Origin of the sequence: Streptomyces sp. NPDC001904 (genome assembly GCF_040297005.1) — a bacterium.
Lineage (GTDB): Bacteria > Actinomycetota > Actinomycetes > Streptomycetales > Streptomycetaceae > Streptomyces.
The window spans coordinates 323,470-347,885 of the sequence record NZ_JBEOYI010000006.1 but is presented as its reverse complement, the minus strand read 5'-3'; the positions used below and the strand labels follow the sequence as shown (position 1 = coordinate 347,885).

Annotated in this window: 24 protein-coding genes; 10 read left to right on the top strand and 14 right to left on the bottom strand. The window is 72.2% G+C overall.

Annotated elements, in window-relative coordinates; all coding sequences use genetic code 11:
- Positions 1-1,239, bottom strand: a complete 1,239-nt coding sequence (locus ABT127_RS13010) for a MurT ligase domain-containing protein (protein WP_351448068.1) — start codon at positions 1,237-1,239, stop codon at positions 1-3.
- Between the two features lie 129 nt (positions 1,240-1,368).
- Between ABT127_RS13010 and def the strand changes: the two genes are divergently transcribed.
- Positions 1,369-1,917, top strand: a complete 549-nt coding sequence (def, locus tag ABT127_RS13005) for a peptide deformylase (protein ID WP_351448065.1) — start codon at positions 1,369-1,371, stop codon at positions 1,915-1,917.
- A gap of 9 nt (positions 1,918-1,926) precedes the next feature.
- On the opposite strand, the gene ABT127_RS13000 is transcribed toward def, so the two are convergent.
- Complete coding sequence (locus ABT127_RS13000) at positions 1,927-2,580, bottom strand: TetR/AcrR family transcriptional regulator (RefSeq protein ID WP_351448063.1); 654 nt, start codon at positions 2,578-2,580, stop codon at positions 1,927-1,929.
- Positions 2,581-2,744: 164 nt separating this feature from the next.
- Between ABT127_RS13000 and ABT127_RS12995 the strand changes: the two genes are divergently transcribed.
- Complete coding sequence (locus tag ABT127_RS12995; protein ID WP_351448060.1) at positions 2,745-3,971, top strand: acyl-CoA dehydrogenase family protein; 1,227 nt, start codon at positions 2,745-2,747, stop codon at positions 3,969-3,971.
- A 10-nt stretch (positions 3,972-3,981) separates the two neighbouring features.
- Here ABT127_RS12995 and ABT127_RS12990 read toward each other — a convergent pair whose 3' ends face one another.
- The 6 genes from ABT127_RS12990 to ABT127_RS12965 all read right to left on the bottom strand — a co-directional run bounded on the left by ABT127_RS12990 (position 3,982) and on the right by ABT127_RS12965 (position 11,970).
- Positions 3,982-4,734, bottom strand: a complete 753-nt coding sequence (locus tag ABT127_RS12990; protein ID WP_351448057.1) for an SDR family NAD(P)-dependent oxidoreductase — start codon at positions 4,732-4,734, stop codon at positions 3,982-3,984.
- A 5-nt stretch (positions 4,735-4,739) separates the two neighbouring features.
- Complete coding sequence (locus tag ABT127_RS12985; protein WP_351448055.1) at positions 4,740-5,303, bottom strand: cupin domain-containing protein; 564 nt, start codon at positions 5,301-5,303, stop codon at positions 4,740-4,742.
- Positions 5,300-6,520 (bottom strand): cytochrome P450, encoded by a 1,221-nt coding sequence (locus tag ABT127_RS12980; RefSeq protein WP_351448052.1) that lies wholly within the window; start codon positions 6,518-6,520, stop codon positions 5,300-5,302. The genes ABT127_RS12985 and ABT127_RS12980 overlap by 4 nt, the downstream gene beginning before the upstream one ends.
- Positions 6,517-7,599 (bottom strand): type III polyketide synthase, encoded by a 1,083-nt coding sequence (locus ABT127_RS12975; RefSeq protein ID WP_351448050.1) that lies wholly within the window; start codon positions 7,597-7,599, stop codon positions 6,517-6,519. Before ABT127_RS12975 ends, ABT127_RS12980 begins: the two co-directional genes overlap by 4 nt.
- A gap of 151 nt (positions 7,600-7,750) precedes the next feature.
- Positions 7,751-9,076, bottom strand: a complete 1,326-nt coding sequence (locus ABT127_RS12970) for an SWIM zinc finger family protein (protein WP_351448047.1) — start codon at positions 9,074-9,076, stop codon at positions 7,751-7,753.
- Entirely contained in the window at positions 9,073-11,970 is a 2,898-nt protein-coding gene (locus tag ABT127_RS12965) for an SCO1167/SCO6262 family helicase (protein WP_351448230.1), read from the bottom strand. Before ABT127_RS12965 ends, ABT127_RS12970 begins: the two co-directional genes overlap by 4 nt.
- 290 nt (positions 11,971-12,260) lie before the next feature.
- Between ABT127_RS12965 and ABT127_RS12960 the strand changes: the two genes are divergently transcribed.
- Positions 12,261-13,298 carry a fatty acid desaturase family protein gene (locus tag ABT127_RS12960; protein ID WP_351448044.1) on the top strand — a complete coding sequence of 346 codons (1,038 nt, stop codon included), beginning with the start codon at positions 12,261-12,263 and terminating at the stop codon, positions 13,296-13,298.
- A gap of 167 nt (positions 13,299-13,465) precedes the next feature.
- Complete coding sequence (locus ABT127_RS12955; RefSeq protein WP_111663510.1) at positions 13,466-13,648, top strand: tail-anchor membrane protein; 183 nt, start codon at positions 13,466-13,468, stop codon at positions 13,646-13,648.
- Here ABT127_RS12955 and ABT127_RS12950 read toward each other — a convergent pair.
- From ABT127_RS12950 to ABT127_RS12935, 4 genes are all read right to left on the bottom strand, one after another.
- Positions 13,645-15,048, bottom strand: a complete 1,404-nt coding sequence (locus tag ABT127_RS12950) for a tannase/feruloyl esterase family alpha/beta hydrolase (RefSeq protein ID WP_351448040.1) — start codon at positions 15,046-15,048, stop codon at positions 13,645-13,647. The genes ABT127_RS12955 and ABT127_RS12950 overlap by 4 nt on opposite strands.
- Before the next feature lie 112 nt (positions 15,049-15,160).
- Complete coding sequence (locus ABT127_RS12945) at positions 15,161-16,108, bottom strand: hypothetical protein (RefSeq protein WP_351448038.1); 948 nt, start codon at positions 16,106-16,108, stop codon at positions 15,161-15,163.
- Between the two features lie 196 nt (positions 16,109-16,304).
- On the bottom strand, positions 16,305-16,646 hold the full coding sequence (locus tag ABT127_RS12940) for a hypothetical protein (protein ID WP_351448036.1): 342 nt from the start codon (positions 16,644-16,646) through the stop codon (positions 16,305-16,307).
- Positions 16,647-16,758: 112 nt separating this feature from the next.
- Positions 16,759-17,292 carry a PadR family transcriptional regulator gene (locus ABT127_RS12935; RefSeq protein WP_351448035.1) on the bottom strand — a complete coding sequence of 178 codons (534 nt, stop codon included), beginning with the start codon at positions 17,290-17,292 and terminating at the stop codon, positions 16,759-16,761.
- 135 nt (positions 17,293-17,427) lie between these two features.
- Between ABT127_RS12935 and ABT127_RS12930 the strand changes: the two genes are divergently transcribed.
- Positions 17,428-18,180 (top strand): alpha/beta fold hydrolase, encoded by a 753-nt coding sequence (locus ABT127_RS12930; RefSeq protein WP_351448033.1) that lies wholly within the window; start codon positions 17,428-17,430, stop codon positions 18,178-18,180.
- Positions 18,181-18,222: 42 nt separating this feature from the next.
- On the opposite strand, the gene ABT127_RS12925 is transcribed toward ABT127_RS12930, so the two are convergent.
- Positions 18,223-18,822 carry a class I SAM-dependent methyltransferase gene (locus tag ABT127_RS12925; protein ID WP_351448030.1) on the bottom strand — a complete coding sequence of 200 codons (600 nt, stop codon included), beginning with the start codon at positions 18,820-18,822 and terminating at the stop codon, positions 18,223-18,225.
- A gap of 216 nt (positions 18,823-19,038) precedes the next feature.
- Between ABT127_RS12925 and ABT127_RS12920 the strand changes: the two genes are divergently transcribed.
- The 5 genes from ABT127_RS12920 to ABT127_RS12900 all read left to right on the top strand — a co-directional run bounded on the left by ABT127_RS12920 (position 19,039) and on the right by ABT127_RS12900 (position 23,884).
- Positions 19,039-19,815 carry an MHYT domain-containing protein gene (locus ABT127_RS12920; protein WP_351448028.1) on the top strand — a complete coding sequence of 259 codons (777 nt, stop codon included), beginning with the start codon at positions 19,039-19,041 and terminating at the stop codon, positions 19,813-19,815.
- Positions 19,816-19,863: 48 nt separating this feature from the next.
- Positions 19,864-22,356 carry a sensor histidine kinase gene (locus tag ABT127_RS12915; protein ID WP_351448026.1) on the top strand — a complete coding sequence of 831 codons (2,493 nt, stop codon included), beginning with the start codon at positions 19,864-19,866 and terminating at the stop codon, positions 22,354-22,356.
- Positions 22,353-22,790: a roadblock/LC7 domain-containing protein gene (locus ABT127_RS12910; protein WP_351448025.1), complete on the top strand. Its 438-nt coding sequence runs from the start codon at positions 22,353-22,355 to the stop codon at positions 22,788-22,790. The genes ABT127_RS12915 and ABT127_RS12910 overlap by 4 nt, the downstream gene beginning before the upstream one ends.
- A gap of 166 nt (positions 22,791-22,956) precedes the next feature.
- Positions 22,957-23,301, top strand: a complete 345-nt coding sequence (locus ABT127_RS12905) for a DUF742 domain-containing protein (protein ID WP_351448228.1) — start codon at positions 22,957-22,959, stop codon at positions 23,299-23,301.
- Entirely contained in the window at positions 23,282-23,884 is a 603-nt protein-coding gene (locus ABT127_RS12900; RefSeq protein ID WP_351448023.1) for a GTP-binding protein, read from the top strand. The genes ABT127_RS12905 and ABT127_RS12900 overlap by 20 nt, the downstream gene beginning before the upstream one ends.
- Positions 23,885-23,898: 14 nt before the next feature.
- On the opposite strand, the gene ABT127_RS12895 is transcribed toward ABT127_RS12900, so the two are convergent.
- Positions 23,899-24,327, bottom strand: coding sequence for a PPOX class F420-dependent oxidoreductase (locus ABT127_RS12895; protein WP_351448020.1), 429 nt, complete (start codon positions 24,325-24,327; stop codon positions 23,899-23,901).
- Positions 24,328-24,416 lie beyond the last annotated feature (89 nt).

The following is a 24,416-nucleotide window of genomic DNA, read 5'->3' as shown; positions in this document are numbered from 1 at the left end:
TCAGTTGCCGACGCGGCGGCGGACGTCCTGGAACGCGGTGTAGTTGGCGATCAGCTCGATCCGTCCGGGGGGCGATGCCTGCACGGCCTGGTCGAGGGTGTCGCAGACCTGGAACTGCAGGCCGGCCACCTCCAGACGTACCGCGAGGTCCAGCTTGCGGTCGCCGATGACGGCGATCGGGTGCCCGGCCAGCCGGGTGTAGTCGACGTCCCACAGCCAGGAGGTGTCGGTGCCGTCCGCGCCCCGCGCGTTCACCGAGAGGATCACCGGGGTGGGCGGCGGGTCGATCAGAGTGAACGTTTCGAGCCAGCCCGCCGGGTTCTTGGCGAGCAGCAGCCGCAGGTCGCGATTGAGGAACTGCACGACGTCGTAGCGGCCGGCCACGGCCTGCACCTGGTACATCCGCTCCAGCGCGACCTGCGGCGGGACGCCGAAGCAGGCGGCGACGGCGGCGGAGGTGGCCGCGTTCGCCTTGTTGGCCCGGCCCGGCAGCTGGAGGTGGATCGGCCAGGCGGAGCCGTGCGGGTCGAGGACGTAGTCGCCCTGGAGCGCCCAGCTCGCCGTCGGGCGGCGGAAGCCGCACTCGCCGCAGAACCAGTCGTCGCCCGGGCGCTGCATCACACCGCCGCAGGCGGGGCAGGACCAGGCGTCGTCCTTCCACTCCTGGCCCGCGGCGACCCACACGACGTTCGGCGAGGAGGACGCGGCCCAGACGACCAGCGGGTCGTCGGAGTTCGCGATGATGATGGCCTTCGAACCGGCCAGCCCCTCACGCCACTTCTCGGCGAGCATGCGGGTCTCGGCGGCGCGGTCGAGCTGGTCGCGCGAGAGGTTGAGCAGCGCGATCGCCTTGGGGGACACGTCCCGGGCCACGCCGGCGAGGTACTTCTCGTCGACCTCGATGACGCCGAACTTGGCCTCCGAACCGCCGGCCAGGGCCGAGGTGATGCCAGCAGGCATGTTCGCGCCCAGCGCGTTCGAGACGACCTCGCCGCTGGCGCGCAGGGCCTCGGCGATGAGGCGGGTGGTGGTCGTCTTGCCGTTGGTGGCCGAGACGAGCACCGTGTCCAGGTGCTGGGCGAGCCGTCCGAGCAGCTCGGGGTCGAGCCTGAGCGCGACCTTGCCGCCGATCACCGAACCGCTGCCGCGACCTGCCGCGCGCGACACCGCGGCCGCGGCCTTGCCCGCCGTCACGGCGAGCTTGGCCCGCGGAGTCATCGACTCCGAGTTGCCTGCCATCTTCTTGGGTCCTCCTTGCGTACGGCGCCGCGCCTGCCCCCGGCATCGCTTTCCTGGCCCAGCCTATCGAGATCCCCTGACAAGCCCGAACTGCGGCTCGGGGTACCGCTCGACCGTACCCTTGCGCTCATGCGACACGGCTCTGTACCGGGCGCCTCCGGGCGCGTACGACCCCTGACCCTGCTCGGTGATCCCGTGCTGCACCGCCCGTGCGGGGAGGTGACCGACTTCGGGCCGTCCCTCGCGCGCCTCGTCGAGGACATGTACGCGACAATGTACGCGGCCCAGGGCGTCGGCCTCGCCGCGAACCAGATCGGTGAATCGCTGCAAGTCTTCGTCTACGACTGCGAGGATGACGACGATGTCCGTCATGTCGGTCATCTCGTCAATCCGCGCCTGGTCGAGGCGGACGGCGTGGTGATCCGCGGCCCCGAGGGCTGTCTGTCCCTGCCGGGCCTGGAGGCGGGCACCCCGCGCTTCGACCACGCGCGCGTGGAGGGGCAGAACATGAAGGGCGACCCGGTGGTGGTCCACGGCACGGGCTGGTTCGCCCGGTGCCTGCAGCACGAGTGCGACCACCTGGAGGGCCGGATCTACGCCGACCGGGTCACGGGCTGGCGCCGCCGCCGCGTGCTGAGGCAGGCGGCGAAGGCGCCCTGGGCGAAGGCACCCCGTTAGAGGCCCGCGTCAGAACCCGGGTCCACCCGCCTTGTCGCCCGCGGCCGCGAGCCGACCCCACAGCAGGTCGGCGAGCGCCCGCACCAACTCGGCCCGCGAACAGGGGCGTTCGCCGAGCCACCAGTCACCGGCGGCGTGCATCATCCCGACGATCCCGTGTCCCCACACGCGCGCGAGCTGCTGGCTCCCGGGCCCGAGGTCGACCCGTTCCTCGATGACCTCGGCCAGTTCCTCGCCCATCCGGCGCAGGAGCGGTGCGGAGTGCTGTCCGACGTCGAACCCCGCCTCGACGGGGGCGCCCTCCGCCGGATGCATCAGGAAGCGGTAGACCTGCGGCCTGGCCTCGATCGCCGCGAGGTAGGTGTCCAGCGTGGCCTCGACCCGCTCGCGCCGCTCGGCGGGGGCGTCCAGCGCCGCCCGCAGGGAGGCCAGCAGGGCGTCCGTGTGCCGCTTGGCGAGCGCCGCGTACAGTCCGCCCTTGTCGCCGAAGTGCCGGTACAGGATCGGTTTGGTGATCCCGGCCTCCGCGGCGATGGCGTTCATCGAGGCGCCGGGACCGTCCCGGAGCACCACGCGGTCCGCGGCCTCCAGCAGCTCGCGTCGCCGGCGCTCGGCGGCGGACTGCTGCTCCGCGCGCTGGTCCGTCCGTTGCTTGGTCTCCATGACGTTCTCCCCGCCCGTGCGATTGCTTGACGCACGCGAAAGGTAACACCCGCCCGCACTTCGGGATCGAACGCTCACTCGGAGGTTGACACGGTCTACTGGCGAGTAACAGACTCTCGTTACCGCAAGTAACATATGCAGTGCACGCAAGCCCTGGAGGGGTCATGGCCGAGTTCACGATGGATCTCAACGACGAGCAGAAGGAAGTCCGTGACTGGCTTCACGGCTTCGCCGCCGATGTGATCCGCCCTGCGGCCGCCGAGTGGGACGAGCGCGAGGAGACCCCCTGGCCGGTCATCCAGGAAGCGGCCAAGCTCGGAATCTACTCCCTCGACTTCTACGCGCAGCAGTTCTTCGACCCGAGCGGCCTCGGCATCCCGATGGCCATGGAGGAGCTGTTCTGGGGCGACGCGGGCATCGCGCTGTCCATCGTGGGCACGGGCCTCGCCGCGGTCGGCGTCCTTGCCAACGGCACCGAGGAGCAGATCGGCACCTGGATCCCCCAGATGTACGGCGACGTGAACGACGTGAAGGTGGCCGCCTTCTGCTCCTCCGAGCCGGACGCGGGCTCGGACGTCGCCGCCATGCGCACGCGTGCCGTCTACGACGAGGCCAAGGACGAGTGGGTGCTCAACGGCACCAAGACGTGGGCGACCAACGGCGGCATAGCCAACGTCCACGTGGTCGTCGCCTCCGTCGACCCCGCGCTCGGCTCCAAGGGGCACGCGTCGTTCATCGTGCCGCCGAACACGCCGGGCCTGTCGCAGGGCCAGAAGTTCAAGAAGCACGGCATCCGCGCCTCGCACACCGCCGAGGTCGTCCTGGAGAACGTGCGCGTCCCCGGCTCGTGCCTGCTCGGCGGCAAGGACAAGCTGGACGAGCGCCTCGCCCGCTCGCGCGAGAAGGCCCAGAAGGGTGGCGAGCGCGTGAAGAACGCCGCCATGGCGACCTTCGAGGCCTCCCGCCCCGCCGTCGGCGCGATGGCCGTCGGCACCGCCCGCGCCGCCTACGAGGAGGCGCTGGAGTACGCCAAGACCCGCGAGCAGTTCGGCCGCCCGATCATCGACAACCAGGGCGTCGCGTTCCAGCTGGCCGACATGCGCACCTCGATCGACGCCGCGCGTCTCCTGGTGTGGCGCGCCTCCTGGATGGCGACCACCGGCAAGAAGTTCGAGAACGCCGAGGGCTCCATGTCCAAGCTGTTCGCGAGCGAGACCGCCAAGAAGGTCACCGCCCAGGCCGTCCAGATCCTCGGCGGCAACGGCTTCACGCGTGAGTACCCCGTCGAGCGCATGCACCGCGACGCGGCGATCTACACGATCTTCGAGGGCACGAGCGAGATCCAGCGCCTGGTCATCGCCCGCACCCTGTCCGGCATGCCGATCCGCTAGCGGTCACCGCTCACGGGTCGGCCAGGGCCCCGCACGAGATGTTCACCGTGGCGGACGTCATCGTGCGGGCACGGTCGCTGGCCACGAACGCGGCGACCTCGCCCACGTCGGTGAGGGTCGCCGCCCGGCCCAGCAGCGTGGGCTCGGTCAGCAGCTCGGTCAGCTCCGCGCGCCCCTCGAAGTCGGGCGGCAGGCTTTCCGGCACACCGCCCGTCTTGAGCGTCACCACACGGATCCCCGAAGAGCCCAGTTCGCACGCCCACTGCCGGCGCAGCCCCTCCAACGCGTCCAGGGAGACCTTGAAGCCGCCCAGGCCCGGCTCCGTCTGCGGGCCGGAGCCGCCGAAGGCGAGCACGACGCCCGAGCCCCGGGCCGCCATGTGGCGGGCCGCCGCCCGCGTGGTGAGGAACTGGGTGCGCATCGTGTTCGTGATCGGGGCCAGGAACTCGTCGACCGTCAGCTCCGTCAGCGGCTTCTGGACGTCGCCGACGCCGATGAGGTTGAACGAGATGTCGATGCGGCCCGCCCGCCGCGCGACGTCGTCGACGAAGCCCTGTACGGCGCTCTCGTCGAGCGCGTCGACCTCGAAGGCCTCCGCGGTGCCCCCGGACTCCCTGATCGCGGCAGCGACCCGCTCGGCGGGCGCCAGGGACCTTCCCGCGAGGAACACCGAGGCCCCTTCGCGCGCGAATCCGCGTGCCGCCGCCCCTCCGACGGCCCCGCCACCGCCGTAGACGAGCGCGACTTTCCCGTCGAGCAACACGGGCCTCAACTCCTCCTGGTGGAAACGTCGTCGAGGTCTCCACCATGGCGCAACGGCGTCAGCTGTTCGATGTCGTAGCGCGAACGGAGGTCGGCGATCGCCGCGTGGTCCGGCGGACCGCCCGCCGAGAGGATCTCCAGCAGTTCCTCGAAGTAGCGCTCGTGGTCCGGCGGGGGAGAGGCCTGGAAGAACATCTTCGCCGGCGTGTCCGTCGGATTGGCGAACGCGTGCGGGCAGCCGGGCGGCACCACGATCACCGTGCCCGGCGTCGCCCGCACCACCTTGTTGCCCGAAGGGGACTGCCAGCGCCGCCAGTTGTCGGGGGTGCGCACCCGCGGCTCGAAGGCGAGCACGTCCAGCTCGCCCTCAAGAACGTAGAACAACTCCTCGCTCCGCGTGTGCACATGGGCCCCGACGTCGAAGCCCGGGGGCACCACGACCTCGAAACTGGACGCCATACGTGAATGGTCCCCGGTGACCTTGAAGGTGACCTGCTGGGCGGCCGTCTGCACGGTCCGGCCGTGCCCGGGCGGCACCAGCAGCCCCTCCGCGGGTGTCAGCGCCGTCATCCGGCCGCCGACCAGGTCACCGGAACGGACTCGGGGCCGCGGATCAACGCGCCTTTGCGGAAGGGAACCTGCTCGGGCGGCACGTCGAGCCGCAGCCCGGGGAAGCGGTCGAGCAACGCTCCCACCAGCAGCTCCGACTCCAGCTTCGCCAGCATGCCGCCGACGCAGTAGTGCGGTCCGAAGCCGAAGGAGACGTGCGGATTCGCGGCGCGGTCGAAGTCGATGCGGTCCGGGTCGGGGAAGACGTCCGGATCGCGGTTGGCCGCCAGGTAGGACACGTAGACCGGGTCGCCCGCACAGATGCGCACCCCCGCCACGTCGACGTCCTCCAGGGCGATCCGGGACAGGCCGACGGCGCTGCGGTGCGGGATGTAGCGCAGCAGTTCGTCGATGGCCCGGGGCCGCAGCGCCGGCTCGGCGCGCAGCCGCTCGGCGAGGTCGGGACGGGTGAGCAGGATGTAGACCATGTTGCCGCAGTTGTTCGTGACGGCCTCGCCGCCGATCTGCACGAGGACCGCGAGGCCCACCGCCTCGTCCTCCGTCAGCTCGCCCGCCCCGACCGCCGTGCCCAGCAAGGAGGTGACGTCCTCGCCGGTGCCGTCGTCGCGCGAGCGGATCAGCCGGGCGAAGTAGGCCGACATCTCGTCCTTGGCGCGCTCACTGACCTCGGCCCCGTGGGCCGACGACAGGATCAGCTGCGTCCAGGTGTGCATCAGGTGACGGTCGGCCGCGGGCACCCCCATCAGCTCGCAGATGACGGCGATCGGGAACGGCGCCAGGAGACGCTCGGTGAGATCGGCGGGCGGACCGTCGCGCAGCAGGCCGGTCACCAGCTCGTCGAGCATCTCCTGCGCGCGCGTGCGCAGACGTTCCACCCCGCGCGCGGTGAACGCCGCCGCCACGGCCCGCCTCAGCCGCGTGTGGTCGGGCGGATCGGCGAAGCCCACGGCTCCCGCCTGCGGGATGAAGTGCGGGGCGAGCCGCGTGACCTGACGCCCCACGACGGCCTCACGGCTGAAGCGCGAGTCGTTGGTCACGGTGCGCACGTCGTCGTAGCGCGTGACGAGCCAGGCCCAGCCCTCGCCGTTGGGCAGCCGGATCCGGGTCACCGGGCCCTCGGCCATCAGCTCGCTCAGCACGGGGTCGAAATCGACCCCGTGCAGGTCCAGGGACGGCCACGGACGGACCGGCGGCCTGGTGGTGGTCTCCTCGGTCATACAGCGGCCTCCACGAGCGCCTCGCGGTCGTCGGAGTGGCTCCAGCGGCCCAGCGACATCTCCGCGGTGATGCCGGGGCCGAACCCGGCGAGCATGCCGCGGGCCGTGTCGTGCGCGCCGCCCTCGTCGAAGAGCCGGCGCAGCGCGTCCAGGACCACGGCACTGGCGATGTTTCCGTACTCCGTGAGCGTGGCGCGGCTGAAGCGGAACGCGTCCGGCGGGACCTGGAGGAACTTGCTGAGGTCGTCCAGGATGCGCGGACCGCCCGCGTGAATGATGTAGAAGTCCAGCTCGGAGGCGTTCCAGCCGTGCAGGCCCGCCAGCTCCTGGAGCGCCGGAGCGAGCGGTTCCATGGTGGTGGGCACCCGCTTGTCGAGCAGGAAGTGGAATCCGGTGGCGCGGACGTCGTACGCGATCCAGTCCTCGGTCTTCGGGATGAGGTACGACCCGTTGCGCTCCAGGGTGATGCCGGTACCGCCGCGACCGCGCACCACGGCGGCCGCCACACCGTCGCCGAAGAGCCCGTTCGAGAGCAGCGAGCCGATGCCCAGATCGGTCGGCTGGTAGCACAGGGAGCAGAACTCGCAGGCCACGATGAGCGCGTTCGCGTCCGGGTAGGCCGTGCAGAAGTCGTGCGCCCGGTTCACCGCGGCGCCGCCCGCGGCACAGCCCAGCTGGGCGATGGGTATCTGACGGGTGTCGCTGGAGAAGTCCATCTCGTTGATCAGCCACGCGGTGAGCGACGGCATCATGAAGCCCGTGCAGGAGACGTAGATGATCACGTCGATGTCTGCGGCCCTGAGCCGGGCGTCGTCCAGCGCCCGCTGCACCACCGCCGGCACCCGGGCCTTGGCCTCCGCCTGGTAGAGCGCGTTGCGGTCCTCGAAGCCGGGGTGCTTCAGCGTCTCCTCGATGGGCTGCACGAGGTGCCGGGTCTGCACGCCCGTGTTCTCGATCAGGCGCAGCGCCAGCGGAAGTTGAGGGTGGTCGGCGTGGTGGGAGCGTGCCAGGGCGAGCGTCTCCTCCATCGTGATGACGTGTTCGGGCACGGAGACAGCGGGTCTGCACAAAGTGGCCATGAGCCTGCGCCTTCTGGTCGCCCCCCGGCTGAGGATGGCCTCCCCGGCACGGGGAGGTCCATTCACGATCACCCGCCGCGCGCCGTTCGTCCCGTCGGACTACTCCATGCCGGTCGCGCGGCGGCCGCCACGGCCCGCCCTGCCGCCCGCGTCAGTCCTGGCCGCTGCCCAGCGCGAGGGCGAGCGCGGCCGCCGGATCGGACGCGGCCGGGCCCGCGGGTGCCCAGCGGCCCCGTTCCTTGCGGTACGGCCACCACCGTCCGTCGCGCCCCAGCCGCAGCTGGGTGACGCCGTCCGAGACCGTCCAGCGCCCGCGCGCGCCCTTGAGGACCGGCCGCTCGTCCTCCTCCCAGGCCGCTTCGATCGCGGCACGCGCGCGTGCGGCACTTCTGGCGTCGGGAGTCCATGCCTCCTCGAGGACGGCCAGCGCGGCGACGCCCCCGTACTCCCAGGCACGGGCGGCCAGCGCGAGACCCTCCCGGTCCCGGCCCGACGCGCGGGCGAGGCGGACGGCGACGGGCTCCGGCGGCGCCGCCGCGGCGAGCCGCGCGGCATCCGCGGAGAGCGTCGGCTCCTGCGCCACGGGCCGCTGCTCATGAGCGGTGGCGAGCGCCTCGGACAGCAGCCGGTGGGCCTCGGCGGCGGCCTGCGCGGCCAGGAACTCCAGCGCGTCGACGTCCGTGTCCCCGGGCGGCGCCGTCTCGGTGTCCAGGACCGGCGGCAGCCCGGGCTCGGACGGCAGGGGCGGCGGCGGGGGCAGCGGCGGCAGGACGATCGCCGACGCGTAGGCATCGGCGGCGTCCACGCCCTCGGCCCCGCCGCTCTCCCGCTCGGCCGGCGCGGGGTCGGCGGCCGCCGCGCTGCGCACCTGGAGCTCGTCGAGCAGCGACCGCTCGTCCCGCCCGCGCAGCAGAAGCAGCACGAAAGGATCCTGGTCGAGCAGGCGTGCCACCTGATAGCTGAGCGCGGACGTGTGCGCGCAGTGGTCCCACGCGCCACAGTCGCACCGCGGCTCCAAGTCGCCGATCCCCGGCAGGAGTTCCACGCCGGCCGCAGCCGCGTCCTCCACCAGGTGCGGCGGCATCTCACGATCGAGGAGCGCCGCGATGTGCCCCGACCGCTCGACGGCCATGCCCAGGAGGCGGTCCCAGTCGTCGCCGTCCAGCTGGTGCAGCAGCACGTCGGAGCGGTGCAGGGCGCCGCCGCGGTCCCGTACGACAGCGGTGATCCGCCCCGGCCGCACCGACACCGCACCGACCGCCCCGGCCCGCGCCAGCCTGCGGCCCGCCTTGAGCTGGGCGAGGTCGAGAGCGGTGTCCTCCAGCGACTTCAGCCACGCCCGGCCCCACCAGGTGTCCGCGAAGCCCCGCCCCTGGGCGGGCGGCAGGGCGGCGAAGACGCGCTCCAGGGCATCGCCGGCCCGGCCCCCCTCACCGAGCTCGTCGAACGCGTCCTGGTCGTCGTACAGGTCACTCATCGGGATCCCCCTCGCAGTTCGACCAGATCGGCCAGTTCGGCATCGCTCAGCTCGGTGAGGGCCCCCTCGCCCGCCCCCAGCACGGCGTCCGCCAACTCCCGCTTGCGGACGAGCATCTCGGCGATGCGGTCCTCGATCGTGCCCTCCGTGATCAGCCGGTGCACCTGGACCGGACGCGTCTGCCCGATCCGGTACGCACGGTCGGTGGCCTGCGCCTCGACGGCCGGGTTCCACCAGCGGTCGTAGTGCACGACGTGTTCCGCGCGCGTGAGGTTGAGACCGGTACCGGCCGCCTTCAGGGAGAGCAGGAAGACCGGCACCTCGCCGTCCTGGAACCGCCGCACCATGTCCTCGCGCCGCGCGACAGGGGTGCCGCCGTGCAGGAACTGGCTCGCGATGCCGCGGTCCGCGAGGTGCCGCTCGACGAGGCGGGCCATCTGCACGTACTGCGTGAAGACCAGGACGCCCGCGCCCTCGGCCAGGATCGTGTCCAGGAGCTCGTCCAGCAGCTCCAGCTTCCCGGAGCGCCCGGCGATGCGCGGGCGGTCCTCCTTGAGGTACTGCGCGGGGTGGTTGCAGATCTGCTTCAGGGCCGTCAGCAGTTTGACGACGAGGCCGCGCCGCTCGAACCCGTCGGCGCCCGAGATCTCCGCCAGCGTCTCGCGCACCACGGCCTCGTACAGACCCGTCTGCTCCTTGGTCAGCGACACCGCCCGGTCGGTCTCGGTCTTGGGCGGCAGTTCGGGCGCGATGCCCGGGTCCGACTTGCGGCGCCGCAGCAGGAAGGGTCCGACCAGCCGGGCGAGGCGTTCGGCCGCCGCGGGGTCCTTGCCGCCCTCGACGGCCTGCGCGTACCGGGTGCGGAAGGTGCCGAGCCGGCCCAGCAGGCCGGGGGTCGTCCAGTCCAGGATCGCCCACAGCTCGGAGAGGTTGTTCTCCACCGGCGTGCCGGTGAGCGCCACACGCGCGCGTGCGCCGATGGTGCGCAGCTCCCTCGCCGTCGCCGAGAAGGGGTTCTTGACGTGCTGGGCCTCGTCGGTGACCACCATCCCCCAGGACGCGGCGGCCAGTCGGGCGGCGTCGAGGCGCATCGTCCCGTACGTGGTGAGGACGAACTCGCCGTCCGCCAGGTCCTCCAGGGACCGTCGCCCGCCGTGGTAGCGGCGCACCGGGGTGCCCGGCGCGAACTTCTCGATCTCGCGCTGCCAGTTGCCCATCAGCGACGTCGGACACACCACCAGCGTCGGGCCCGCGGTCCCGGCCGCGGACTGCCGGTGCAGATGCAGCGCGATCAGCGTGATGGTCTTGCCGAGGCCCATGTCGTCGGCGAGACAGGCGCCCAGGCCCAGTGAGGTCATCCGGGCCAGCCAGTTCAGGCCGCGCAGCTGGTAGTCGCGCAGCTCGGCGGCGAGCGCGGCGGGCTGCTCGATCCGTTCGGCCGGATCCGCTCCCTCGGGGTCCGCGAGCCGGTCCCGCAGCCCCTTGAGCCAGCCCGTGGGGCGTACCTCGACCCGGCGGCCGTCCAGCTCCGTCGAGCCCGTCAGAACGGCGCTCAGCGCGTCGACCGGGGTGACCTTGCGGTCCCGGTGGGCGCGCGCCCGTCGCGCCTCGCCCGGATCGATCAGCACCCACTGGTCGCGCAGCCGCACCACCGGCCGGTTCGCCTCGGCGAGCCGGTCCAGCTCGGCGCGGCTCAACTCCTGGTCGCCGAGGGCGAACCACCAGTCGAACGCCAGCAGCGCGTCGGCGGACAGGACCGACGGGGCGCCCGACGCGAGCGGATCCCCGTCGGCGCCGTCCGGCGGACCGATCACTGCGCGCGCCGTCAGCTTCCGGGCGAGTTCCTTCGGCCAGTGCACCTCGACACCCGCCGCCGACAGGACTCGTGCCCCGTCCCCGAGCAGCTCGGTGACCTCCTCGTCGGCCAGCTCGACCGCGTCCGGGACGGCGGCCGACAGCAGCGGGGCGAGCGGCGCCCACGCGCGCGAGGCACGCCGCAGTGCCAGGAGCGCGTCCATCCGGGCCCGTGCACCGAAGGCCCGCGCGGCCGGGCCGGCGCCCGCCCACACCTCTGCCGCGTCCGCCAGCAGCGTGGGATCGGCGACGCTGTGCAGCTGCGGCACGGCGCGGAACGACGGCCGTGCCTCTTCGTCGGAGGTCCGCTCCAGGCCCAGCACCTCCACCCGCAGGGAGATTCGCACCCCGGCGTCGTGCCCGGCCGCGACATCCGCCGCCCAGGGACGCAGCTCGGGCACCCGGCGCGGGCCGCGGGCGGCGAACACCGCGGATCCGGCGGCCGCCTGCGCGGCGGGGGAGCGCGGCAGCGTGTCGGCCACCGCGTCCAGGAAGGTCCGCAGCAGCCGCTCCGGAGCGTGCAGCCGGGGTGGCTCGTACCCGTCCAGGGGGACGGCGTGTGCCTGCGGTGGCATCGCGGCGGCCAGCTCGCGCACCCGCTCCAGATCGTCGGCGCTCAGCGGACCGGACCGCCACGCGTCGTGCTCCTCGGCGCTGAGTCCGGGCAACAACAGTCCCCGGGCGGCGAGTTGCAGTGCCAGCAGGGCGGCGGCGCCCCAGAACGCCGTGGTCGGATCGGCGTGCGCGGCCGCCCGCGCGCGCGTGAGCACCGGAAGCGCGACCCGTACCGGCAGCGCCACGGCAGGCAGCGTCACCTCCTCGCCGGGCAGCACCAGGGGTAGCTGGATCCGGGAGCCCGCCGCCGGGAGGGGCACCTCGTCGCCGTCGGGGCGCCAGAAGGCGACGGTCGAGGCGCGTGCCGGATCGGCGGGAAGGAACAGGGCGCAGCAGCGCACGAGTTCCGCCGTCTCGGCGGGGGTGGGTGCGGGATGCGTGTGCTCGGAGATGGCTGCTTCCTCGTTCTTCCGTCTCGAAGGCATCGGATGCTCGACGTCGTCCGGATCGACCGGATCGACCGGATGGATCATCTGCGTCGTCAAATTTGACTACCCGCTCTGGAGGCGCCGAGGGTACACCGCGCGACCCGCCGGACGGTCACCCTCCGGTCGTGACCTGGATCACCCCACCCCTAAGGGTGTGGCTAACCCCCTGCGGCGGTCGGGTGGTGGCGCCATGGCTGCCCGAGGCCCCCGATCCGTACGTTCGTCGAGGTCGGGCCGGCGCGCAGCCCGCCGCCTCGCAGTCGCCCACCACAGACCGGAGAGCAGCCATGTCCCTGGCCGTCGCCGTACCGCCCTCGCCACCCGATACGAGCAGTGAATTCACCCCTCTGCTGAGGGATGTCAAAAGGCAGGGGCTGCTCGACCGGCGCAGCGGGTGGTACGTGCGCGTCATAGCGGGCAACGCCCTCGCGCTCGCCGCCGTGGTGACCGGTATGGCACTCATCGGCGGCTCCTGGTGGGTACTGGCGCTCGCGCCCGTCCTCGCCGTCCTCGGTGCCCGTACCGCGTTCATCGGGCACGACGCGGGCCACTCCCAGATCACCGCGAACCGCTCGGTGAGCCGCGCCATCGGTCTCGTCCACGGCAACCTGCTGCTCGGCATGAGCTACTCGTGGTGGAACCAGAAGCACAACAGGCATCACGCGAACCCGAACCACATCGACAAGGACCCCGACGTCGCCGCTGACGTCCTCGTCTTCACCAGCGGCCAGGCCGCCGCGCGCACGGGATTCCGCGGCTGGCTCACCCGCCACCAGGCCTGGCTCTTCTTCCCGCTCACGCTCCTGGAGGGACTGGCCCTCAAGGTGTCCGGCTTCCAGGACCTGCGCCGTCAGAGCGGACGGGAGCGCCTGGTGGAGGGCACGCTGCTCGTCGCCCACGTCGTCGGCTACGTCACTCTGTTGCTGACGCTGATGCCGCTCGGCCACGCCCTCGTCTTCGCCGCGCTGCACCAGGCGCTGTTCGGGCTGCACCTGGGGATGGCCTTCGCACCCAACCACAAGGGCATGGAGATGCCCGACCCCGACGGCGACAAGTGGGGGCACCTGCGCCGCCAGGTCCTCACGTCGCGCAACATCGAGGGCGGCCCGCTGACCGACTGGTTCCTCGGCGGCCTGAACTACCAGATCGAGCACCATCTGTTCCCCAGCATGCCCCGCCCGCACCTGCGCCTCGCGCAGCCCATGGTCAAGGCGCACTGCAGGAAACTCGGCGTCCCCTTCACCGAGACCGGTCTCATCGACTCCTACCGCCAGGCACTGCGGCACATGTATGAAGTGGGAGAGCCGCTGCGGGCCGACATCTGACACGCCCCCGCGGAGGGCACCCCGTTCCGGGGCGCCCGGGGGCGCGGCATCAGGGACATCTCAGGGTCGTCCACAGGAACCGTGGACGCCGCGGGCCCGTTGCTCACAGCAGAGGCGAGCCCGCTCCAACCGTGCGAGGGCGAGCCGCCCCGAAGGAGGCCAGACACATGTCGAGGAACGCGAAGATCGCCGTGGGAGGCGTGGCGGCCGGGATCATCCTGCTGATCTGGCTGCCCTGGTGGGCCGCCCTGCTCATCGTGCTGGGCGTGCCGACCGCGGCCTACCTGATGCTCGACCCGTCACAGCGGCGCAGGCTGCGCCGCGTGTCACGCCGGGAGATCGGGCGCTAGGGCCTGTCCGAGGAGCCACGCTCCCAGGAGGCGCCGACGGCACAGGAGTTGACGACGTCACCGCTCGCCGGCCGCGCCACGGTGTGGTCCGCGGGCGGCCTCGTGCCGTGCTCCACCCACGCGGTGAGCGTGTCGAAGGCGTCCCGGTAGCAGGGCAGGATCGGCCGCAGCCGGTCCGGATACGTGTCGTACAGACCGTCGGTGTGGGTGCCGTCCTGGATCCGGTACGTGCGATGCAGTCGCCCGCGCCCTTGTGCGGCCGTCATCCGCGCGTACACGTCGGCGTCCGTGGCGATCGGCAGCAGCGTGTCCAGGTCGCCCTGGAGCGTGAGCAGGGGCTTGCCGACGCGCCCGGTCAGCGCCACCCGCTCGACGGCCCGGCGGACCGACTCCGGGCGCTCGGTGTACCGGTAGGAGGCGTCGGAGGCGCAGGGCGCGAGGATCTCGTCCAGCGTCCTGCCGGCCGAGGCGCCCGGACAGTCCGGGTCGTACGCCGGGTCGAACGCGGCGCGGTACACCTTCTGTGTCAGGCCCCAGTACGCCTTCTGGTGGTAGGGCCACAGGAACTCGGAGCCGCGGGCGAACCCGGCCGCGTACATGTCCTCCGCGTCGGCCGTTCCCCGGCCGTACGCCACGGCGGTCGGCAGCGAGGTGAGCAGGCCGGGGCCGTGCGCCGTCCACAGCGCGCCCTCCCAGTCGACGCCGCCGTCGTACAGCTCGGGGTGGTTCTCCAACTGCCAGCGCGTGAGGTATCCCGCGTTGGAGATGCCGGTCATGTAGGTGCGCCGGGGGGAGTGGCCGTAGCGCAGGGCGACGGCCTTCTTCGCCGCTCGCGTGAGCTGAGTGGTGCGGTCGTTCCATTCGGCGACGGCGTCCCCGGCGCGCGTACCGTCACGGTAGAAGTCCGGGCCGGTGTTGCCCTTGTCGGTGGCCGCGTAGGCGTATCCCTGGGCCAGGACCCGGTCGGAGACGGCCGTGTCGGTCGAGTACTGCTTGCGGTTGCCGGGCGCCGCGGTCACCACCAGACCGCCGTTCCAGTGCTCGGGCAGCCGGATCACGAACTGTGCGTCGTGGTTCCAGCCGTGGGTGGTGTTCGTGTGCGAGCTGTCGCGGAAGTAGCCGTCGAGCTGGATTCCCGGCACGCCGGCAGGATTCAGGGTGCCCTTGGCGGTCAGCCCGGCCTGGTCGGCCATGTCGGTGTACGGGGTGCCCGCGAGGCCCGCCGTGGTCAGGTCCTCCAGACAGGCCCGCTGCTGGAATGCCGCGCCCGGCACGCGCGTGTGCTCCTGCCGTGCGCACCGCGCGACCTGTGGCGTGGCCGCACTCGCGAGGTGCGACCCGGAAGCGGTCAGCACCACGAGGGCGGCGGCCAGCAGGGGAACGGCTCTGGGCGTACGCATCGAACGGCCTCCTCATGAGGGGATGAAGAGGCCTCATCGTCGGCGCGCGACGCGCGCGCACCTATGGGGCGGAGCCACATCGGGCGTCAACGTCCTATGTGGCCCCGGCAGTTCAGACCGGACGCACCGCCATCTTGTCGAGCGCCTCGAGGAGTCCGGGCAGCTCCGCGCCCCGGCCGACCGGGAGGACTTCGCCGGGTTCGTCGTCGAGCAGGACGAAGGCGATGTCGTCCGTCCGCGCCACCATCGACCAGCCAGGTCCGTCGGCCCGCAGGGTCCGGGCGTCGCCGGACGCGAACGCCGAGCGCACGCGGCCGAGCGGGGGAGGCGAGTCCACGTAGGCCCGGACCTCTGCCAGCACGCGGCGGATGCCTTCGTGGGGCCCGCCCCGGGCTGTGCTCCCCTGCGCGGCGTCGTCGTCCGCGGCGGGCGTGTGCTCCGGGGAAGTCGTGTCGTCCGAGCTGCCCGTGGTGGTGTCGTCCGTCGCGTCGTCGGACTTGTCGCCGTCCGCCCCGTGCGCCGTCCCGTCGGTGCCGTCGGCGCCCGGAGCGGCGAACTGGCCGTCGTCGATCTGCGCGCGCCACGTGGCCCACTGGAGGGCTATCTCGTCCGCTCCCAGGCGTCGCTGGGCCGGCCCCCAGGTCTCCGTGTCGGGCGGGGTGAGCGGCGGCCCGTCGTCCGCGTCGGGGTCGGGCGCCGGGTCGTGGGGCGCGGGGACGCCCGGCGCGGACACCGCGAGCGCCAGCGGCCAGCCGGGCAACGCCGACACCATGCTGTTCTCGTCGGGGGAGAGGTCGTACTCCATGCCGCAGTCCCAGGACGCGATGGCGACGGCGACCAGGGACACGTCGTCGACGACGACCGTCCAGCGCGCGCCGTCCCCGTCCTGGCCCAGCACCAGCCCGTACCCCTCGGCCAGGGGCGCGAGCCCCAGCGCGGCACACGCCTCCGGGTAGTCGTCGCCGAGCACGCTGGGGAACTTCGCGGGCGTCAGCAGCACCGCGGTCAGTACGTACAGCGCGTCGTCCCCGGTGGCGACAGCGTCGTCCGTCCCGGCCATGCCAGCCTCCCCTGAGCTACTTTCCGTCCGCGTGACCTTAGTCAGTCGTGGACGATGTCGTACAGGGGCGATGACCAGGAAAATCAGTCACCGGGACGGACGTGTACGCGGCTGGTGGACGGCATGTCGACAAGACGTGTGCACTTTGTGCTCCTCGCGTGTCTCGCGTGCCGGGGGTGGGGCGTGACCGGTGACGTCAGCCGGCAGGCAGGTTGAGGAGGCTGCGGGCGACGGTCCGGGGCGACTCGTCGCGCTCCCGCGCGAGCGCGACGAGCGCCCGGCACGCCAGTTCGTTGACGCCGAAGGCCAGGGCGTTCGGATCCACCCAGCTCACGGCCTCGTCGACGCGTTCCTGGTCGTCCTCGGCGCATGCCGCCACATAGGCGGCCGCCGCCTCGAACAGATTGGGTGCCCGTCGCGCTCCACTCGCGGTCGGCCGGGACGCGTGCGCTGCCTGTGCCTCGTCCCGCCGCCGTTCTTCGCGGCGTGCGGCCCTCTTGTGCCACGTGCTCCATGCCTTGCGGACTCTGTCGAGCATGAGGGCCACCGTCCTCGGTTGATCGTCTCCGGTCGATCAAGTGCACCGACGCGGCGTCGAGTTGAAGCCATGGTGGCAGAAGGCGACCGGTCCGGCTCCGGGGCGGAAGCCGTCAACTCGCCTCTGGGGCGAGCGAGGTGAGAATGTCGCGCAGCCAGACGAGTTCGGTACGGCTGGTGGCTCGGGCGATGGTCAGGATGCCTCTTCGGAAGGGGTCGTCCAACTCCTCCGCGCGCAGAGGCCGTTCGCCCGCGTAGAAGAAGCTCGCGGGCTCCTCCAGGAAGACGAGGCGCTGTCGCAGGACGTCCGCCTGCTCCCGCGGATCCTCCAGGTGCCGCAGGAACGCGAGCACGGTGAACCAGCGGTTCTCGTCGGTGATGTCCGCGCGGGCGGGCTCCCGGAGCCTGTGCCGCAGATCCGCGCGACCCGCGTCCGTGAGGCTCAGCATGTGCCGGGGCGCCGCCACCGCACCGGGCTGCGTCTCGCGCGTGAGCAGCCCCGCCTTCTCCATGCGCTTGATCGCCGGGTACATCGTGCTCTCGGCGACGGGCCGTACGTGGCCGGTGAGTGCCGTGATGTGTTTGCGCAGCTCGTAGCCGTGCAGAGGGGTGTCGTAGAGGAAACCGAGGATGGCGAGCTCCAGCATGCGCTCATTGTGGCGCACGTGCTCATGGTGTCGAAGTACCTCGAATGCGTAGTACTTCGGAGGCGATGTATTGTCGCAGGCGAAGAGAAATGGCGGTCGGAGAGGGTCGGGAAGCGATCCGGGCGGGAGTGCGTCATGCATCAGGCGTCGTTCGACGCGTCGGGGAACCGTGTCCGATGGACGGAAGTGGCGGGTGCGGAGCCGGCCCGGGTGTGGCTTCACGGCCTCGGCGCAGTCTCGTCCGCCTACCACGCCCATGTCGCCGCCCGGCCCGAACTGGCCGGACGCCGTTCGTTGTTCGTGGACCTGCCGGGACACGGCATCAGTGACCGGCCCGCTGACTTCGGCTACACGCTGGAGGACCACGCGGACGCGCTGGCCGTCGCGCTCGACGCCGCGGGGGTCAGCGAGGCGGAGATCGTCGGGCACAGCATGGGCGGTGCCGTGGCGATCGTTCTCGCCCACCGGCGGGGTGATCTCGTGTCACGCCTCGTCGTCACCGAGGGGAACCTCGATCCGTACCCGCCCCTCACCGCCGGCAGCAGCGGAATCGCGTCCTACGAGGAAGACGCGTTCGTGACCGGGGGCGGCTACGCGCGGGTGCTGGAGAACGTCGGTCCCGTATGGGCGGCCACCATGCGCCTCACCGACCCGCTCGCCCTGCACCGCAGCGCCGTCGGCCTCGTCCGCGGCACCGAGCCCACCATGCGCCACATGCTGGAGGCGCTGGACATCGACCGGGTCTACGTCCAGGGCGCGCTGAGCGGCGAACTGCCCGGCGCGGAGCGTCTGACGGCCTCGAGTGTCCGGATCGTCGAGGTACCCGGCGCGGGACACAACGTCATGTTCGACAACCCCGACGCCTTCGTGGCCGCTGTGCACGGGTGACGAGCCCGGACGGTCGGTCCCGGACCGGCTCGACGGACCGGCTCAGCTCTCGCGCACCGCCAGCGCGAGGAAGCGGGCGTCCTCGTCGACGTACGACGTCAGCCGCCAGCCCGCATCGGCCAGCAGCGGGCGCAGCCGGGGCTCCGCCCGCAGGTCGTCCGGGGTGAGCTGCCGGCCGTGGCGTGCGGCCAGGGCGGCCCGGCCGATCGGATGGAAGAGGGCGAGCACCCCGTCGGGCCGCACCACGCGCGCGAGTTCGCGAAGATTCTCCTCCGGGTGCGGCAGGTGCGAGATCAGCCCCGCTCCGAAGACCGCGTCCAGGGCGCCCGTCCGCAGGGGCAGCCGGGACACGTCCGCCAGCAGCAACTGCCCGTCGCCGTCCCGGCCCGCCCGCACGGCCGCCGCCAGCATCGCCGGTGTCAGATCGGCGCCCAGCACCGATCCCGACGCGCCCACGGCCGCCCGCAGCGGAGGCAGCGCCCGGCCCGTCCCGCACCCCGCGTCGAGCACTCTGCCACCGGGGCGCAGCCCCAGTGCGGACACCGCGGCCGCGTACGCCGGACCGTCGTCGGGGAAGCGGGCGTCCCAGTCGGCGGCCCGGGCCGAGAAGAACTCCTGCACGCGTGTGGGGTCATCGCTCATGCGGACCATGATTGCGCAGCCCACTGACAAAGGCGGCGACCCGACAACCGGACGAGACGTCGAAAGATGCCCATCCGAACCGAAAGTCCGCAAGCGCGTACGGTGCACACGTTCGACCCTGGCGCGGTCGTTCAGTGCCGCATCTCAGTCATCTTCCAACACCTTTCGAAATGCGCCCCAGTCGTGCGCCCCCACCGGGGCTAGCGTCCCTGGCCCATGGGACACCTGGACCACGCCACCTTCGGCTGGCTGACCCCCGTGCTGTCGTATCTGATGGCCTGCGTCGGCGCGGCGCTCGGCCTGCGCTGCACCGTGCGCGCCCTCAACACGACCGGGCGCACCCGGCGCAACTGGCTCATCACGGCGGCCTCGGCCATCGGCACCGGGATCTGGACGATGCACTTCGTGGCGATGCTCGGCTTCGGCGTCACCGGTACCGAGATCCGCTACAACGTGCCGCTGACCATCCTGAGCCTCGTCGTCGCGATGGCGGTCGTCGGCGCCGGGGTCTTCGCCGTCGGCTACAGCCGCGAGCGGACCCGGGCCCTCGCCCTGGGCGGCCTCACCACCGGGCTCGGCGTCGCGAGCATGCACTACCTGGGGATGGCCGCCCTGCGCCTGCACGGCAGCATCAGTTACGACCCCCTCCTGGTGGCGCTGTCCGTGGTGGTCGCCGTCATCGCCGCGACCGTGGCGCTCTGGGCCGGCCTCAACATCAAGTCACCCGCGGCGGTGGTGGTCGCGTCCCTGGTCATGGGCGGCGCGGTGAGCAGCATGCACTACACCGGCATGTTCGCGGTGAGTGTGCGGGTCGCCCCCGCCACGACCTCCCTGACCGGCGCCTCGGCGATGCAGTTCGTCTTCCCCCTCGCGGTGGGACTGGGCTCGTATCTCTTCCTGACCTCGGCGTTCGTCGCACTGTCCCCGACCGCGCATGAACGGCGGGCCTCCGCGTCGGCCCAGCAGGCACTGGAGGGCAGCACGGCCCGCTGACCACAGGCCGCGACGCGTCCGCCGACACCCACCCCGATCGAGGAGACCATGCGCCCGCCCCGCCGTACCGCCGGCTCAGGCCCGCCACCGACATCCGCGCCCATGGCGCGCGGCCGGCGCGCACACGCCGGACCTCCGGCCGCCGAGGACGCCGTCACCGACTCCGGCCTCCTGCCGAACGGGCGACCCACGCGCGCGGGGCGCCGGCACCTGCGCCCCCGGACGGTCCGGGCGAAGATCATCTGTCTGCTGATGGTGCCCGTCGTCTCCCTGCTCGCCCTGTGGGGTTACGCGACCGTGGCCACCACCCAGGACATCGCGCGGATCCGGCAGGCGCAGCAGGTCGACTCCCGGGTGCGCAAGCCCGTCACCCGGGCCGTGACGGCGCTCCAGGCGGAGCGGGAAGCGGCGGTCGGCTACGCCACCGCGCCCGCGGCCGACCGCGGCGACGTGCTCAAACGGCTCGGCACCAGCACCGATCGTGCCGTCGCCGCCCTGCGTACGGGTCGGGACACCACCGTCGCCGACGGTATCGACCTGCCGCACGGCGTGGCCGACCGCCTCGCTGCCTTCGTGGCGGGCGCCGAGAGACTGCGCGCCGTACGCGTCGAGGTCCTGGAGCGCCGAACCGGCTGGGACACCGCCTACGGGCAGTACACCGGGAGCATCGGCGCGGCCTTCACGACAGTCGGGTCACTCAGCGGGATCCAGGACCCGGCATCGGGCTCGGACGCGCGCGTGCTGCTCGAATTCGGCCGCGCGGCCGAGATGCTGTCCCGGGAGAACGCCCTGCTGACGAGCGCTCGCCTGACCGGAGACCTGGACGACGCGCGGCTCCGCCTCTTCATCGGAGCCGTCGAGACCCGCAGGACGCTGACCGACACGGCCGCCACCGATCTGCGCGGGCCGGCACGAGCCACCTGGAACCGCCTCGCGGAGGGGAGCGCGTACGACGACGTACGCGCCGTCGAGGACCGGACGCTCAGCGCGCAGCCCGGGCGCAAGGCGCTCGCCGCGGCGTCCACGGACACCTGGGTCGTGGCACACGCGACCGTGCAGGACGGCATGCGGGCCGTCGGGGCCGACACCGCCACGGGGCGCGCCGATCCGTTCACCAGGGGGCTGCTCTCACCGGCCGGAGCGGCCGTGCTGTTCGGCCTCGTCGCCGTGGCCGCCTCGCTGGTGATCTCCGTCCGGATCGGCCGCGGTCTCGTCGTCGAACTGATCAGTCTGCGCAACACCGCCCTGGAGATCGCCCGGCGCAAACTCCCGCACGCCATGCGCAAGCTGCGGGCCGGCGAGGAGATCGACGTGGCGGCGGAGGCACCCCAGGGGCCACCCGCCGAGGACGAGACCGCACAGGTCTCCGAAGCGCTCACCACGGTGCACCGCGCGGCCCTGCACGCCGCCGTGGAGCGCGCCGAACTCGCCAACGGCATCTCCGGCGTCTTCGTGAACCTCGCCCGGCGCAGCCAGGTCCTCGTCCACCGTCAACTCGGGCTCCTGGACAGCATGGAGCGCCGCGCGGAGGACCCGGGCGAACTCGGCGACCTCTTCCGCCTCGACCACCTCACCACCCGGATGCGCCGCCACGCGGAGAGCCTCATCATCCTCTCCGGAGCGGCACCGGGCCGCGCCTGGCGGGTGCCCGTCCCGCTGACGAACGTCTGCCGCGCCGCGGTCTCGGAGATCGAGGACTACGCGCGCGTGGAGGTGCGCCACCTCGCGGCCGTCGACGTCGCGGGCGCGGTCGTCGCCGACCTCACCCACCTGCTCGCCGAACTCGTCGAGAACGCCGCCCAGTTCTCACCCCCGCACACCAAAGTGCGCATCAACGGTGAGCCCGTCGCCAACGGCTATGCGATCGAGATCGAGGACCGCGGTCTCGGCATGGGCAGAGAGGCCCTCGACGAGGCGAACGAACGCATCCGGCAGTCCGAGACGCTCCACCTGTTCGACAGCGACCGGCTCGGCCTGTTCGTCGTGAGCCGCCTGGCCCGTCGGCACGACATCAAAGTGAACCTGCGCACCTCCCCCTACGGGGGCACCACAGCGGTGGTCCTCATGCCGACCTCCCTGCTGCACAAGAACGGCGCGGAGACCTCCGGCGCCCCCCACCCACCGTCCGAAGAAGAGCGCCGCTACGCGCGCGTGCCCGAGCCCGAAGCAGCGCCCATGAACGGAAACCCCGTACCCGCACCGACATCCCGCCCGGCGCTCGCCCCCTCGGCGGGACCGGCACCCGACGAACCGCCGCATCCTCCCGGTGTCACCGCGCTCCGGCTGCGCGTGCCCCCGGCCGCTGACGACGACGAGGCCGCGGACACCAGAGGCCTGCCGCGCCGCGTGCGCCAGGCCAGCCTCGCGCCCCAACTGCGTACGCGCCCCGAGGACCAACCCCCCTCCGTGCGCAGTGCTCCGGAGCCGGGGGAGCGCAGCCCCGAACAGGTCCGGGCCCGGATGGCGTCCTTCCGGGACGGCTGGCTCCGGGGCGGCGGACGTCCACCAGGCAGTGACAGCAGCGGAGGAGACCTCACATGATCAAGGAACCGACCACGGGCACGGCCCACGGCTCCGGCGAACTCGACTGGCTCCTCGACGACCTGGTCACACGGGTCACGGAACTGCGGCACGCCGTGGTGCTCTCCAACGACGGCCTGGCCGTCGGCGCGTCCAAGGGCCTCGTCCGCGAGGACGCCGAGCATCTCGCCGCCGTCGCCTCGGGGTTCAACAGCCTCGCCAAGGGCACCGGCCGCCACTTCGGCACCGGTGGCGTGCGGCAGACCATGGTGGAGATGGACGACGCGTTCCTCTTCGTGGCCGCCGCCGGGGACGGCTCCTGCCTCGCGGTGCTGAGCACCGCCATGGCGGACATCGGGCTCGTCGCCTACGAGATGGCGCGCCTGGTGGCGCGGGTCGGCGAACACCTGCACACACCGGTCCGGTTCGCCGGACCGTCGGCCGGCACGGTCTGAGAGAAGCGGCTGACACTCCATGGACGACGACGCGGACGACACCGACCACCCGGACGACGACCTGTTCGACGCAGCCCGTCAGGGCGCGCACCAACGCACGGGCGCGCACCCGCGAGGCAGTCAGGACATACCCGGCGGCCAGTGGTTCGACCAGGAAGCCGGACCGATGGTCCGCCCTTACACCGTGACCGCCGGCCGCACGTCGGCGGGCCCGCAGGGGGCGCAGTGCGACCTGATCGCCCTGGTGTCACTGGAATCCGCCGCGCCGGACGTCCTCGACGACGCCGTGTTCGGGCCCGAACACCGGTCGATCATCGACATGTGCCGCGCGGAGACGCAGACCGTCGCCGAACTCGCCGCGGGCATCCAGGTCCCCGTGGGCGTCGTCCGGGTCCTCCTCGGCGACCTGCTGGAACGGGGCTGCGTCAAGGTGAGCAGCCCCGTTCCGCCCGCACGGCTACCGGCTGAAACGATCTTGAGGGAAGTCATCGATGGACTCCGAGCACTCTGACGCCACTGCCGAGGGCGCCTCCCTGGCTCTGAAGATCCTGGTCGCGGGCGGCTTCGGGGTGGGCAAGACCACCCTGGTCGGCGCGGTCAGCGAGATCCGGCCGCTGCGCACCGAGGAACGTCTCAGCGAGCTGGGCCAGTCGGTGGACGACACGGCGGCCGTGACCCGCAAGACCACGACGACCGTGGCCATGGACTTCGGGCGCATCACCATCAGATCCGGCCTGTCGCTCTACCTGTTCGGCACGCCGGGACAGGACCGCTTCTGGTTCCTGTGGGACGAACTGTCGCAAGGGTCCCTCGGCGCCGTCGTCCTCGCGGACACCCGGCGGCTCGAGGACTGCTTCCCCGCCGTGGACTACTTCGAGCACCGCGACATCCCGTTCGTCGTGGCGGTCAACTGCTTCGCGGGCGCCAGGGCGTTCGGGGCGCACGAAGTGGCGCAGGCCCTCGACCTCGACCGCGGGACCCCCGTGGTGCTGTGCGACGCGCGCGACAAGGACTCGGGGAAGGAGGTGCTGATCAGACTCGTCGAGTACGCCGGGCGGATGTACACCGCCCGGCTGCTCGACTCGGTCGGCTGACCGGTCCGGCCGGCTCAGTCGGCTACGTCACCGAGCGCCACGACCTTGTCGACACGGACCCGCACGACGAGTTCGCCGGGCACGCCGTTGCGCCTGCCGAACTCCTCGGCGCGGTCCGCGCCCATGTACCGGCCGCCGATCCTGGTGGCCGAGTCCACCAGCTCGGCCGGGTCCTCGCTGAGTTCGGCGTGGCCCTGGATCGTCACGAACGAGAACGGCGGCCGCTCGTCGTCCACGCACAGGGCGACGCGGCCGTCGCGGGCCAGGTTGCGGCCCTTCACCGTGTCCTTGCCGGTGTTGAAGACGATGTCGTCGCCGTCCAGGACGAACCAGACCGGCGCGATGTGCGGGCTGCCGTCCGCCCGCACCGTGGACAGCTTGGCCGTGCGCGTGCCCTCGGAGACGAAGGCATGCCATTCCTCATCGGTCATCTTGTGTGCCATGGGCCCATCCTGCTTGCCCGGAGAGCGGCCGTGGTGAAGGCTTGCGAGACAAATCCTCCGGGCAGGGGAGCGTCGTGCCCGGGGACGGG